Genomic DNA, 11,527 nt, shown 5'->3' with positions numbered 1-11,527 from the left:
CCCTGCGGCGTTCGGGCGCCCTGCCGCGGGAACTTGTCCTCCCATTGCCGCGTCTGTGATGAGAGGATGGGGACAACTGTTGAGCGGGGGGAGGTTCGCGACATGGCATTCCAGCCGTGGCAGGGTGGGCAGCCCGCGCAGAACCCGTATCAGGTGCCTGTTATGCGGGCCTCGCACGCCGATCGCGAGCGTGCGGTGGACGTGCTGAAGGCGGGCTTCGCCGAGGGGCGGCTCGGGCAGTCCGAGTACGAGCAGCGGATGTCCCGGGCCTATCAGGCGCAGACCCACGCCGAGTTGCAGATGCTCGTCGCCGATCTGCCGCAAGGCCCGGTGCCGCAGGCGCAGTTCACGCCGGGGCCAGCGGTTCCGGCCACGTTCCTCCCGATGCAGATGCCCATGCCGCAGGCCACCAACGGTTCGGCCACGGGGGCGCTGGTGTGCGGGCTGATAGCGCCGTTCACCTGGGGGCTGACGTCGATCCCCGCGGTGATTTTGGGACACAAGGCACGGGCCGAGATCCGGCGCACGGGGGAGCGCGGGGACGGTCAGGCGGTCGCCGGGCTGGTGCTCGGCTGGCTCGGGATCGGCGCCTGGGCGCTGTTCTTCCTGGTGATGGCGCTGATCGCGGTGGCCCACGCCTGAGGGCCGTGTGCCTTCTTCCGTAGCGTCGAGGTTCCCACTACCGTGGCCGCAGCGCCCAAGGAGTCCGGCGTGTCCTTCGCGTGTGCATTTGTTTTGACCGCAGCCAATGCGCTAGGTACGCTCTGACCTTGTGCCTGGGGTGTCCCTGGGCTGCCGTGCGCGCCTTCTCCCGCCAGTTTCGGCCGGAGAGTCCCGGCAGCGCGACAGCCGGGTTTTGACACCGCAATCTGCCGCCGCCCTCGTTCCAGCGAGGCAGGTCTGCAGTATTCGACACACCCGACCGCGTGGGTCGGGGAATGTTCCAGGTTAGCTTTACCGAGACTGGCACACAGAAACCGGAGAAGTAGTGCCTACGATCCAGCAGCTGGTCCGTAAGGGCCGGCAGGACAAGGTCGAGAAGAACAAGACGCCCGCACTTGAGGGTTCGCCCCAGCGCCGTGGCGTCTGCACGCGTGTTTTCACGACCACCCCGAAGAAGCCGAACTCGGCCCTGCGTAAGGTCGCGCGTGTGCGTCTGACCAGTGGGATCGAGGTCACCGCTTACATTCCGGGTGAGGGCCACAACCTGCAGGAGCACTCGATCGTGCTCGTGCGCGGCGGCCGTGTGAAGGACCTGCCGGGTGTTCGGTACAAGATCATCCGGGGCTCCCTCGACACGCAGGGCGTCAAGAACCGCAAGCAGGCTCGCAGCCGCTACGGCGCCAAGAAGGAGAAGTAAGAATGCCTCGTAAGGGCCCCGCCCCGAAGCGCCCGGTCATCATCGACCCGGTTTACGGCTCCCCCCTGGTGACCTCCCTCATCAACAAGGTGCTGCTGAACGGTAAGCGCTCCACCGCCGAGCGCATCGTTTACGGCGCCATGGAGGGTCTGCGTGAGAAGACCGGCAACGACCCGGTCATCACGCTGAAGCGCGCGCTGGAGAACATCAAGCCGACCCTTGAGGTCAAGTCCCGCCGTGTCGGTGGCGCGACCTACCAGGTCCCGATTGAGGTCAAGCCCGGCCGCGCTGCCACCCTCTCGCTCCGCTGGCTCGTGGGCTACTCCCGCGCTCGCCGCGAGAAGACCATGACCGAGCGCCTCATGAACGAACTGCTCGACGCCTCCAACGGCCTCGGCGCTTCGGTCAAGAAGCGCGAGGACACGCACAAGATGGCCGAGTCCAACAAGGCCTTCGCGCACTACCGCTGGTAGTCGCAACCCACATCGAGACCGAGAGAAGACTGAGCCACTATGGCTACCACTTCGCTTGACCTGGCCAAGGTCCGCAACATCGGGATCATGGCCCACATCGACGCGGGCAAGACGACCACCACCGAGCGGATCCTGTTCTACACCGGTGTTTCGTACAAGATCGGTGAAGTCCACGACGGCGCTGCCACGATGGACTGGATGGAGCAGGAGCAGGAGCGCGGCATCACGATCACGTCTGCCGCGACGACCTGCCACTGGCCGCTGGACAACGTCGACAACACCATCAACATCATCGACACGCCGGGCCACGTAGACTTCACGGTCGAGGTGGAGCGTTCGCTGCGCGTGCTCGACGGTGCCGTGACGGTGTTCGACGGCGTTGCCGGTGTCGAGCCCCAGTCCGAGACTGTTTGGCGTCAGGCGGACCGCTACGGCGTTCCGCGCATCTGCTTCGTCAACAAGCTCGACCGTACGGGTGCCGAGTTCCACCGCTGCGTCGACATGATCTCGGATCGCCTGGGCGCGACCCCGATCGTGATGCAGCTGCCGATCGGTACCGAGATGGACTTCAAGGGCGTCGTCGACCTCGTGACGATGAAGGCCCTGGTCTGGTCGGCCGAGGCCGCCAAGGGCGAGATGTACGACACCGTCGACATCCCGGACACGCACATCGAGGCCGCCGACGAGTGGCGCGGCAAGCTCCTCGAGACCGTGGCCGAGAACGACGAAGAGGTCATGGAGCTGTACCTGGAGGGCCAGGAGCCCACCGAGGAGCAGCTCTACGCCGCGATCCGTCGTATCACCATCGCCTCCGGCAACGCCGACGTCACCACCGTCACGCCGGTGTTCTGCGGTACCGCGTTCAAGAACAAGGGCGTGCAGCCCCTGCTCGACGCGGTCGTGCGCTACCTCCCCTCCCCGCTGGACGTCGAGGCCATCGAGGGCCACGCGGTCAACAACCCGGACGAGGTCGTCAAGCGCAAGCCGTCCGTGGACGAGCCGCTGTCCGCCCTCGCGTTCAAGATTGCGAGCGACCCCCACCTGGGCAAGCTCACCTTCATCCGGGTGTACTCGGGCCGCCTTGAGGCCGGCACGCAGGTGCAGAACTCGGTGAAGGGCAAGAAGGAGCGCATCGGCAAGATCTACCGGATGCACGCGAACAAGCGTGAGGAGATCGACGCGGTGGGTGCCGGCGACATCGTCGCCGTCATGGGTCTGAAGCAGACCACCACCGGTGAGACCCTCTGCGACGCGGGTTCCCCGGTGATCCTGGAGTCGATGGAGTTCCCGGCCCCGGTCATCCAGGTCGCCATTGAGCCCAAGTCCAAGGGCGACCAGGAGAAGCTGGGTGTCGCCATCCAGCGCCTCGCCGAAGAGGACCCCTCGTTCCAGGTGCACACCGACGAGGAGACCGGCCAGACCATCATCGCGGGTATGGGCGAGCTGCACCTCGACGTGCTGGTCGACCGTATGAAGCGTGAGTTCCGGGTCGAGGCCAACGTCGGCAAGCCGCAGGTCGCGTACCGCGAGACCCTGCGCAAGCCGGTCGAGCGTCTCGACTACACGCACAAGAAGCAGACTGGTGGTTCCGGCCAGTTCGCGAAGGTGCAGATCGCGCTCGCGCCGCTCGAGGGCGACGGGTACGAGTTCGAGAACAAGGTCACCGGTGGCCGCATCCCGCGGGAGTACATCCCGTCCGTGGACGCGGGCTGCCAGGAGGCCATGGAGTTCGGTGTTCTCGCCGGCTACCCGCTGACCGGTGTCAAGGTCACGCTCCTCGACGGCGCGTTCCACGAGGTCGACTCGTCGGAAATGGCGTTCAAGATCGCCGGCTCGATGGCCTTCAAGGAGGCCGCCCGCAAGGCCAGCCCGGCCCTGCTCGAGCCGATGATGAAGGTCGAGGTCACCACGCCCGAGGACTACATGGGCGACGTGATCGGCGACATCAACTCCCGCCGTGGTCAGATCCAGTCCATGGAGGAGCGCGCCGGCGCCAAGCTCGTCACGGGCCTGGTTCCGCTCTCGGAGATGTTCGGCTACGTCGGAGACCTCCGCAGCAAGACGTCGGGTCGCGCAAGCTACTCGATGCAGTTCGACTCCTACGCCGAGGTTCCCAAGAACGTCGCCGAGGAGATCATCGCCAAGGCCAAGGGCGAGTAACTCACCCGTCGAGTTCACGCTCTAGGCTTGACTCCGGAGCCTGCCGGGGTATTCCGCCGCTACGGCGGAGGAATGCCCCCGGGCCCCGGGCTATCCAGCAAAGATCACCTGGCGCCGATGAGTAAGGCGTACAGAACCACTCCACAGGAGGACCCCAGTGGCGAAGGCGAAGTTCGAGCGGACTAAGCCGCACGTCAACATCGGCACCATCGGTCACATTGACCACGGTAAGACGACCCTCACGGCCGCCATTACCAAGGTGCTGCATGACGCGTACCCGGACCTGAACGAGGCCTCGGCCTTCGACCAGATCGACAAGGCTCCTGAGGAGCGCCAGCGCGGTATCACCATCTCCATCGCGCACGTCGAGTACCAGACGGAGACGCGTCACTACGCCCACGTCGACTGCCCCGGTCACGCGGACTACATCAAGAACATGATCACCGGTGCCGCCCAGATGGACGGCGCCATCCTGGTGGTCGCCGCCACCGACGGCCCGATGCCGCAGACCAAGGAGCACGTGCTCCTGGCCCGCCAGGTCGGCGTTCCGTACATCGTTGTCGCCCTGAACAAGGCCGACATGGTGGACGACGAGGAGATCCTGGAGCTCGTCGAGCTCGAGGTCCGTGAGCTCCTCTCCGAGTACGAGTTCCCCGGCGACGAGCTTCCGGTCGTCAAGGTCTCCGCTCTGAAGGCCCTTGAGGGCGACAAGGAGTGGGGCAACACCGTCCTCGAGCTGATGAAGGCCGTCGACGAGTCGATCCCGCAGCCCGAGCGTGACGTCGACAAGCCGTTCCTGATGCCGATCGAGGACGTCTTCACGATCACCGGCCGTGGCACCGTTGTCACCGGTCGTATCGAGCGTGGTGTCCTCAAGGTCAACGAGACCGTCGACATCATCGGCATCAAGACCGAGAAGACCACCACCACGGTCACCGGCATCGAGATGTTCCGGAAGCTCCTCGACGAGGGCCAGGCCGGTGAGAACGTCGGTCTGCTGCTTCGCGGCATCAAGCGCGAGGACGTCGAGCGCGGCCAGGTCATCATCAAGCCGGGCTCGGTCACCCCGCACACCGAGTTCGAGGCGCAGGCCTACATCCTGTCCAAGGACGAGGGCGGCCGCCACACGCCGTTCTTCAACAACTACCGTCCGCAGTTCTACTTCCGTACGACTGACGTGACCGGTGTTGTGACCCTCCCCGAGGGCACCGAGATGGTCATGCCGGGTGACAACACCGAGATGAAGGTGGACCTCATCCAGCCCGTCGCCATGGAGGAGGGCCTGAAGTTCGCCATCCGTGAGGGTGGTCGGACCGTGGGCGCCGGCCAGGTCACCAAGATCGTCAAGTAAGACGGTCCGGTTGATCCGGTAGCACTTCCGGAAGCCCCGCTCACCACCAGGTGGGCGGGGCTTCTTGACAGTTGGGCTTCGATTGGCCTTACGCAACCCGGGTATGGCACACTGTCCAGGTTGCTCGGTTGAGTGCCGATGTTGCGCGCCTCCCGCCGGGAGGACTGGAAGCGAGTCCCAGGTATTCGTCGCCTCTTTTCAGGGGCGGAAGTACGGGAATCTTCCGGGAAGCGTCAGCGGGGTGCCTCTGCCAGGCGCCCGGTGGGTGTTCTTCCCCCACGTTCTCCTCCTTGAGGGATCTCCCATGTGGAGATTTACGAGAAGGGGTGCGACACGCCCGACCGCGTGGGTCGGAGAAGAACGGTGACCTCCCGGGTCCCAGAGCGTTACGAGAGACAGGACTACGAAGTAGCCATGGCGGGACAGAAGATCCGCATCCGGCTCAAGGCCTACGACCACGAGGTCATCGACTCTTCGGCAAAGAAGATCGTCGAGACGGTGACTCGCACTGGTGCGTCGGTCGCGGGCCCGGTGCCGCTGCCCACTGAGAAGAACGTGTACTGCGTCATCAAGTCGCCGCACAAGTACAAGGACTCGCGCGAGCACTTCGAGATGCGCACGCACAAGCGCCTGATCGACATCCTCGACCCGACGCCCAAGACCGTTGACTCGCTGATGCGCCTGGACCTTCCGGCCGGCGTTGACATCGAGATCAAGCTCTGAGAGGCGCGGAAGAGATGGCAAAGCAGATCAAGGGCATCCTGGGCGAGAAGCTCGGCATGACCCAGGTCTGGGACGAGAACAACCGTGTCGTCCCGGTGACCGTGGTGAAGGCCGGCCCCTGTGTCGTTACCCAGGTGCGCACCAATGACCAGGACGGTTACGACTCCGTCCAGATCGCCTTCGGCGAGATCGACCCGCGCAAGGTGAACAAGCCCCTCAAGGGCCACTTCGCGAAGGCCGACGTCACCCCCCGTCGCCACCTCGTCGAGGTTCGTACGCCGGATGCGTCCGAGTACTCCCTCGGCCAGGAGCTGACCGCTGAGACCTTCGAGTCCGGCGTCAAGGTGGACGTGACCGGCAAGAGCAAGGGCAAGGGCTTCGCCGGTGTCATGAAGCGTCACGGCTTCCACGGCGGCAAGGCCTCGCACGGTGCCCACCGCGTGCACCGTAAGCCTGGTTCCATCGGTGGCTGCGCCACCCCGGGCCGCGTGTTCAAGGGCATGCGGATGGCCGGCCGTATGGGCAATGAGCGGGTCACCACCCAGAACCTGACCGTCCACGCCGTTGACGCGGAGAAGGGTCTGCTGCTCATCAAGGGCGCAGTTCCTGGTCCGAACGGCGGCCTCGTCCTGGTCCGTACCGCGGCCAAGGGGGCCTGAGGTAACCGATGAGCACCATTGACATCCTTTCGCCGGCAGGCGACAAGGCCGGGACCGTCGAACTCCCCTCGGAGATCTTCGACGCGAAGGTCAGCGTTCCGCTGATCCACCAGGTCGTCGTCGCACAGCTGGCCGCTGCCCGTCAGGGCACGCACAAGACCAAGACCCGCGGCGAAGTCCGTGGCGGTGGCAGGAAGCCGTACCGCCAGAAGGGCACCGGCCGCGCGCGCCAGGGTTCGACCCGTGCGCCGCAGTTCGCCGGCGGTGGCGTCGTCCACGGCCCGCAGCCGCGTGACTACTCGCAGCGGACCCCGAAGAAGATGAAGGCCGCCGCGCTGCGCGGTGCCCTCTCCGACCGGGCCCGCCACAGCCGCATCCACGTCGTCGCCGGCGTGGTTGATGGCGCGGTGTCCACCAAGGCCGCCAAGGGCCTGCTCGGCAAGATCAGCGACCGTAAGAACGTCCTGCTGGTCGTCGAGCGCTCCGACGAGGCCGCGTGGCTGTCCGCCCGTAACCTGCCCCAGGTGCACATCCTGGAGCCGGGCCAGCTGAACACGTACGACGTGCTCGTCTCCGACGACGTGGTCTTCACCAAGGCCGCTTTCGAGTCCTTCGTGTCTGGCCCCAAGGCCGTTGAGACCGAAGGGAGCGACGCCTGATGAGTGAGGCCGTCGTCACCAGCAAGACCTTCACGGACCCGCGTGACGTTCTCGTCAAGCCGGTTGTGTCCGAGAAGAGCTACGCGCTGCTGGACGAGAACAAGTACACGTTCATCGTCGCGCCCGGCTCGAACAAGACCCAGATCAAGCAGGCCGTCGAGGCGGTCTTCTCGGTCAAGGTCACCGGGGTCAACACGATTAACCGTCAGGGTAAGCGCAAGCGCACCAAGACCGGTTTCGGTAAGCGCGCTGACACCAAGCGCGCCATCGTGACCCTCGCCGAGGGCGACCGTATCGACATCTTCGGCGGCCCGGTCTCCTAACGGAGTCCGAGTCGTCCGGAATCGGACGAGGACTGAGAAATGGGTATCCGCAAGTACAAGCCGACGACCCCGGGCCGTCGTGGCTCCAGCGTCGCCGACTTTGTCGAGATCACGCGGTCCACGCCGGAGAAGTCGCTGGTCCGCCCGCTGCACAGCAAGGGCGGCCGTAACAACGCCGGTCGTGTGACCGTTCGCCACCAGGGCGGTGGCCACAAGCGCGCCTACCGCGTGATCGACTTCCGTCGTCACGACAAGGACGGCGTGCCGGCCAAGGTCGCGCACATCGAGTACGACCCCAACCGCACCGCGCGCATCGCGCTGCTGCACTACGCGGACGGCGAGAAGCGCTACATCATCGCCCCGCGTGGCCTGCAGCAGGGTGCACGGATTGAGAACGGCGCTGGCGCCGACATCAAGCCGGGCAACAACCTGCCGCTGCGCAACATCCCGGTCGGTACGACCATCCACGCCATCGAGCTGCGGCCCGGCGGCGGCGCGAAGTTCGCCCGCTCCGCGGGTGCCTCCGTGCAGCTGCTGGCGCGGGAGGGCTCCATGGCCCACCTGCGCATGCCGTCCGGTGAGATCCGCCTGGTCGACGTCCGCTGCCGCGCCACTGTTGGCGAGGTCGGCAACGCCGAGCAGTCGAACATCAACTGGGGTAAGGCCGGCCGCATGCGCTGGAAGGGCGTTCGCCCGACCGTGCGTGGTGTCGTGATGAACCCGGTTGACCACCCGCACGGTGGTGGTGAGGGCAAGACTTCCGGTGGTCGCCACCCGGTCTCGCCCTGGGGCAAGAAGGAGGGTCGTACTCGCTCGCCGAAGAAGGCCAGCAACAAGTACATCGTCCGCCGCCGCAAGACGAACAAGAAGCGCTAGGAGCGGGTTTAGATGCCGCGCAGTCTCAAGAAGGGGCCCTTCGTCGACGACCACCTCGCCAAGAAGGTGGACGTACAGAACGACGCAGGCACCAAGAACGTCATCAAGACCTGGTCCCGCCGCTCCATGATCGTCCCGGCCATGCTCGGCCACACGATCGCGGTGCACGACGGCCGCAAGCACGTCCCGGTGTTCGTCACCGAGTCGATGGTCGGCCACAAGCTCGGCGAGTTTGCGCCGACCCGCACCTTCCGCGGCCACGAGAAGGACGACCGCAAGTCGCGTCGTCGCTGATCGACCGGAGTGCGAAGACTATGACTGACACCGAAGGGACAACCATGGAAGCCAGGGCCCAGGCGCGGTACATCCGCGTCACGCCCATGAAGGCCCGCCGCGTGGTGGACCTTATCCGTGGCATGGATGCCACGGAGGCTCAGGCGGTCCTGCGTTTCGCCCCGCAGGCCGCGAGCGTGCCGGTGGGCAAGGTGCTGGACAGCGCCATTGCCAACGCCGCGCACAACTACGACCACACCGACGCCTCTTCGCTGGTCATCAGCGAGGCGTACGTGGATGAGGGCCCGACCCTGAAGCGGTTCCGTCCGCGTGCTCAGGGCCGTGCCTACCGGATCCGTAAGCGGACCAGCCACATCACCGTGGTCGTCAGCAGCAAGGAAGGAACCCGGTAATGGGCCAGAAGGTAAACCCGCATGGGTTCCGGCTCGGCATCACCACCGACTTCAAGTCGCGTTGGTACGCCGACAAGCTGTACAAGGACTACGTCAAGGAAGACGTCGCCATTCGTCGCATGATGACGAAGGGCATGGAGCGCGCTGGTATCTCCAAGGTGGAGATCGAGCGCACCCGTGAGCGCGTCCGCGTTGACATCCACACCGCTCGCCCGGGCATCGTCATCGGCCGCCGCGGCGCCGAGGCCGACCGCATCCGCGGTGAGCTGGAGAAGCTGACCGGCAAGCAGGTCCAGCTGAACATCCTCGAGGTCAAGAACCCCGAGACCGACGCTCAGCTGGTGGCCCAGGCCGTCGCCGAGCAGCTGTCCTCCCGCGTCTCCTTCCGTCGCGCCATGCGTAAGAGCATGCAGTCGACGATGAAGGCCGGCGCCAAGGGCATCAAGATCCAGTGTGGTGGCCGTCTCGGCGGCGCCGAGATGTCCCGCTCGGAGTTCTACCGCGAGGGCCGTGTGCCCCTGCACACGCTCCGCGCGAACGTCGACTACGGCTTCTTCGAGGCCAAGACCACCTTCGGCCGTATCGGCGTGAAGGTCTGGATCTACAAGGGCGACGTCAAGAACATCGCCGAGGTGCGTGCCGAGAACGCCGCCGCCCGTGCGGGCAACCGCCCGGCTCGTGGTGGTGGCAACGAGCGCCCGCGTCGCGGTGGCGAGCGTGGCGGTCGCGGCCGCAAGCCGCAGCAGCAGGCTCCGGCTGCCGAGGCCCCCAAGGCCGAGGCTGCTGCCGCTGCTCCGGCGGAGAACCCTGGAACGGAGGGCTGACCGACATGCTGATCCCTCGCAGGGTCAAGCACCGCAAGCAGCACCACCCGAAGCGGAACGGTATGGCCAAGGGCGGTACCGAGCTCGCCTTCGGTGAGTACGGTATTCAGGCTGTGACCGCGGCCTACGTGACGAACCGGCAGATCGAGTCCGCTCGTATCGCCATGACCCGTCACATCAAGCGTGGCGGCAAGGTGTGGATCAACATCTACCCCGACCGCCCGCTGACGAAGAAGCCGGCCGAGACCCGCATGGGTTCCGGTAAGGGTTCTCCGGAGTGGTGGATCGCGAACGTCAAGCCCGGTCGGGTGATGTTCGAGCTGTCTTTCCCGAACGAAAAGGTTGCCAAGGAGGCGCTGACCCGCGCCGCCCACAAGCTTCCGATGAAGTGCCGCATCGTTCGGCGCGAGGCAGGTGAATCGTGATGTCGGCCGTTACCAAGGCGTCCGAGCTGCGCGAGCTGAACAACGAGGAACTCGTTGCCAAGCTCCGTGAGGCCAAGGAAGAACTGTTCAACCTCCGCTTCCAGGCGGCGACCGGACAGCTCGAAAACCACGGCCGGCTGAAGGCCGTCCGGAAGGACATCGCCCGGATCTACACCCTGATGCGGGAGCGCGAGCTCGGCATCGAGACGGTGGAGAGCGCCTGATGAGCGAGAAGAATGTGACTGAGACGAACGAGCGCGGTTTCCGCAAGACCCGCGAGGGTCTGGTCGTCAGCGACAAGATGGACAAGACCGTCGTCGTCGCCGTCGAGGACCGCGTCAAGCACGCGCTGTACGGCAAGGTCATCCGCCGTACCAACAAGCTCAAGGCGCACGACGAGCAGAACGCTGCCGGTGTCGGCGACCGCGTCCTCCTGATGGAGACCCGGCCGCTGTCCGCCACCAAGCGCTGGCGCATCGTCGAGATCCTCGAGAAGGCCAAGTAATTCCCTCGCGGGGATTTCGACAGGCAAGCACATCCCTCCTGGGGGGACCCCCTAGGAAAAGTTCCGCCAGGCTCGGCAGGGGCTGACATCCCGTCAGCCCTTGCCGGGAACCGGCAGACATTCAGGAGATAGACGTGATCCAGCAGGAGTCGCGACTGCGCGTCGCCGACAACACTGGTGCGAAGGAGATCCTTTGCATCCGTGTTCTCGGCGGTTCCGGTCGCCGCTACGCGGGCATCGGTGACGTCATCGTCGCCACCGTCAAGGACGCGATCCCCGGTGGCAACGTGAAGAAGGGTGACGTCGTCAAGGCCGTCATCGTTCGCACCGTCAAGGAGCGCCGCCGTCCGGACGGCTCGTACATCCGCTTCGACGAGAACGCGGCCGTCATCCTCAAGAACGATGGCGACCCCCGCGGCACCCGTATCTTCGGCCCCGTGGGCCGTGAGCTGCGCGAGAAGAAGTTCATGAAGATCATCTCGCTCGCGCCGGAGGTGCTGTAA

General features: G+C 65.6%; 17 protein-coding genes. All 17 read left to right on the top strand.

Features of this window, described 5'->3' with window-relative positions; all coding sequences use genetic code 11:
- Window positions 1-162 precede the first annotated feature (162 nt).
- A complete protein-coding gene (locus tag ACFVT2_RS22645) occupies window positions 163-642 on the top strand; it encodes a DUF1707 and DUF4190 domain-containing protein (protein ID WP_390020751.1) in 480 nt (159 codons plus the stop codon).
- Between the two features lie 346 nt (window positions 643-988).
- Window positions 989-1,360, top strand: a complete 372-nt coding sequence (gene rpsL / locus ACFVT2_RS22640; RefSeq protein ID WP_003948652.1) for a 30S ribosomal protein S12 — start codon at window positions 989-991, stop codon at window positions 1,358-1,360.
- A gap of 2 nt (window positions 1,361-1,362) precedes the next feature.
- On the top strand, window positions 1,363-1,833 hold the full coding sequence (rpsG, locus tag ACFVT2_RS22635; protein ID WP_030986135.1) for a 30S ribosomal protein S7: 471 nt from the start codon (window positions 1,363-1,365) through the stop codon (window positions 1,831-1,833).
- Window positions 1,834-1,872: 39 nt separating this feature from the next.
- On the top strand, window positions 1,873-3,993 hold the full coding sequence (gene fusA / locus ACFVT2_RS22630; RefSeq protein ID WP_390020619.1) for an elongation factor G: 2,121 nt from the start codon (window positions 1,873-1,875) through the stop codon (window positions 3,991-3,993).
- 157 nt (window positions 3,994-4,150) lie between these two features.
- Window positions 4,151-5,344 carry an elongation factor Tu gene (tuf, locus tag ACFVT2_RS22625; protein WP_390020616.1) on the top strand — a complete coding sequence of 398 codons (1,194 nt, stop codon included), beginning with the start codon at window positions 4,151-4,153 and terminating at the stop codon, window positions 5,342-5,344.
- 414 nt (window positions 5,345-5,758) lie between these two features.
- Window positions 5,759-6,067: a 30S ribosomal protein S10 gene (gene rpsJ / locus ACFVT2_RS22620; RefSeq protein ID WP_003948644.1), complete on the top strand. Its 309-nt coding sequence runs from the start codon at window positions 5,759-5,761 to the stop codon at window positions 6,065-6,067.
- Between the two features lie 14 nt (window positions 6,068-6,081).
- Window positions 6,082-6,726, top strand: a complete 645-nt coding sequence (gene rplC, locus ACFVT2_RS22615; protein ID WP_390020613.1) for a 50S ribosomal protein L3 — start codon at window positions 6,082-6,084, stop codon at window positions 6,724-6,726.
- 8 nt (window positions 6,727-6,734) lie between these two features.
- Window positions 6,735-7,385 carry a 50S ribosomal protein L4 gene (rplD, locus tag ACFVT2_RS22610; RefSeq protein WP_390020611.1) on the top strand — a complete coding sequence of 217 codons (651 nt, stop codon included), beginning with the start codon at window positions 6,735-6,737 and terminating at the stop codon, window positions 7,383-7,385.
- A complete protein-coding gene (gene rplW / locus ACFVT2_RS22605; RefSeq protein ID WP_016571055.1) occupies window positions 7,385-7,708 on the top strand; it encodes a 50S ribosomal protein L23 in 324 nt (107 codons plus the stop codon). The genes rplD and rplW overlap by 1 nt, the downstream gene beginning before the upstream one ends.
- 39 nt (window positions 7,709-7,747) lie before the next feature.
- Window positions 7,748-8,584, top strand: coding sequence for a 50S ribosomal protein L2 (gene rplB, locus ACFVT2_RS22600; protein WP_390020609.1), 837 nt, complete (start codon window positions 7,748-7,750; stop codon window positions 8,582-8,584).
- A gap of 12 nt (window positions 8,585-8,596) precedes the next feature.
- The gene (rpsS, locus tag ACFVT2_RS22595; RefSeq protein ID WP_016571057.1) at window positions 8,597-8,878 is read left to right on the top strand and encodes a 30S ribosomal protein S19; all 282 of its coding nucleotides are present in this window, start codon (window positions 8,597-8,599) and stop codon (window positions 8,876-8,878) included.
- A 44-nt stretch (window positions 8,879-8,922) separates the two neighbouring features.
- On the top strand, window positions 8,923-9,270 hold the full coding sequence (gene rplV / locus ACFVT2_RS22590) for a 50S ribosomal protein L22 (RefSeq protein ID WP_004571827.1): 348 nt from the start codon (window positions 8,923-8,925) through the stop codon (window positions 9,268-9,270).
- Entirely contained in the window at window positions 9,270-10,094 is an 825-nt protein-coding gene (gene rpsC / locus ACFVT2_RS22585) for a 30S ribosomal protein S3 (protein WP_016571058.1), read from the top strand. The genes rplV and rpsC overlap by 1 nt, the downstream gene beginning before the upstream one ends.
- A 5-nt stretch (window positions 10,095-10,099) precedes the next feature.
- The gene (gene rplP / locus ACFVT2_RS22580; RefSeq protein WP_016571059.1) at window positions 10,100-10,519 is read left to right on the top strand and encodes a 50S ribosomal protein L16; all 420 of its coding nucleotides are present in this window, start codon (window positions 10,100-10,102) and stop codon (window positions 10,517-10,519) included.
- Window positions 10,519-10,743, top strand: a complete 225-nt coding sequence (gene rpmC, locus ACFVT2_RS22575) for a 50S ribosomal protein L29 (protein WP_159503182.1) — start codon at window positions 10,519-10,521, stop codon at window positions 10,741-10,743. Before rplP ends, rpmC begins: the two co-directional genes overlap by 1 nt.
- Window positions 10,743-11,024: a 30S ribosomal protein S17 gene (gene rpsQ, locus ACFVT2_RS22570; RefSeq protein WP_006604882.1), complete on the top strand. Its 282-nt coding sequence runs from the start codon at window positions 10,743-10,745 to the stop codon at window positions 11,022-11,024. The genes rpmC and rpsQ overlap by 1 nt, the downstream gene beginning before the upstream one ends.
- Window positions 11,025-11,158: 134 nt before the next feature.
- Window positions 11,159-11,527 carry a 50S ribosomal protein L14 gene (rplN, locus tag ACFVT2_RS22565; RefSeq protein ID WP_003998823.1) on the top strand — a complete coding sequence of 123 codons (369 nt, stop codon included), beginning with the start codon at window positions 11,159-11,161 and terminating at the stop codon, window positions 11,525-11,527.

Source organism: Streptomyces sp. NPDC058000 (assembly GCF_042886435.1).
GTDB lineage: Bacteria > Actinomycetota > Actinomycetes > Streptomycetales > Streptomycetaceae > Streptomyces.
This window is presented reverse-complemented; position numbering and strand designations above follow the sequence as displayed.

Coding starts and splice junctions, on each gene's coding strand:
- rpsS (WP_016571057.1), top strand. CDS start 8,597: ATGCCGCGCAGTCTCAAGAAGGGGCCCTTCGTCGACGACCACCTCGCC.
- rplP (WP_016571059.1), top strand. CDS start 10,100: ATGCTGATCCCTCGCAGGGTCAAGCACCGCAAGCAGCACCACCCGAAG.
- rplC (WP_390020613.1), top strand. CDS start 6,082: ATGGCAAAGCAGATCAAGGGCATCCTGGGCGAGAAGCTCGGCATGACC.
- ACFVT2_RS22645 (WP_390020751.1), top strand. CDS start 163: ATGCGGGCCTCGCACGCCGATCGCGAGCGTGCGGTGGACGTGCTGAAG.
- fusA (WP_390020619.1), top strand. CDS start 1,873: ATGGCTACCACTTCGCTTGACCTGGCCAAGGTCCGCAACATCGGGATC.
- rplV (WP_004571827.1), top strand. CDS start 8,923: ATGGAAGCCAGGGCCCAGGCGCGGTACATCCGCGTCACGCCCATGAAG.
- rpsC (WP_016571058.1), top strand. CDS start 9,270: ATGGGCCAGAAGGTAAACCCGCATGGGTTCCGGCTCGGCATCACCACC.
- rpmC (WP_159503182.1), top strand. CDS start 10,519: ATGTCGGCCGTTACCAAGGCGTCCGAGCTGCGCGAGCTGAACAACGAG.
- rpsQ (WP_006604882.1), top strand. CDS start 10,743: ATGAGCGAGAAGAATGTGACTGAGACGAACGAGCGCGGTTTCCGCAAG.
- rpsG (WP_030986135.1), top strand. CDS start 1,363: ATGCCTCGTAAGGGCCCCGCCCCGAAGCGCCCGGTCATCATCGACCCG.
- rplD (WP_390020611.1), top strand. CDS start 6,735: ATGAGCACCATTGACATCCTTTCGCCGGCAGGCGACAAGGCCGGGACC.
- rpsJ (WP_003948644.1), top strand. CDS start 5,759: ATGGCGGGACAGAAGATCCGCATCCGGCTCAAGGCCTACGACCACGAG.
- rplB (WP_390020609.1), top strand. CDS start 7,748: ATGGGTATCCGCAAGTACAAGCCGACGACCCCGGGCCGTCGTGGCTCC.
- rplW (WP_016571055.1), top strand. CDS start 7,385: ATGAGTGAGGCCGTCGTCACCAGCAAGACCTTCACGGACCCGCGTGAC.